At 40.4% G+C, this 225-nt stretch carries 1 pseudogene; it reads left to right on the forward strand.

The window, feature by feature from the left end:
- Positions 1–225, forward strand: a pseudogene (locus LJE08_RS14675) (tyrosine decarboxylase); the annotation flags it as partial.

Here is a 225-nt window from a genome sequence, read left to right on the forward strand (position 1 = left end):
TTGCATTACGTGACAAGCTTTACAATGAACAAGGCATTTACTTCTACCTGCACATTGATGCTGCCTATGGTTCATATGCTCGTTCAATGTACTTAGATGAAGACAACAACTTCATGCCTTACGACCAATTGGAATCCGTATGGAAGAAGTATGGTGTATTCCAAGGTGATGGCGAACATGTTTCTAAGTATGTTTACGATGTTTACAAGGCATTCCCAGAAGCTG

The sequence above is a fragment of the Holdemanella sp. DFI.5.55 genome, assembly GCF_020593575.1.
Taxonomy (GTDB): Bacteria; Bacillota_I; Bacilli_A; order Erysipelotrichales; family Erysipelotrichaceae; genus Holdemanella; species Holdemanella hominis.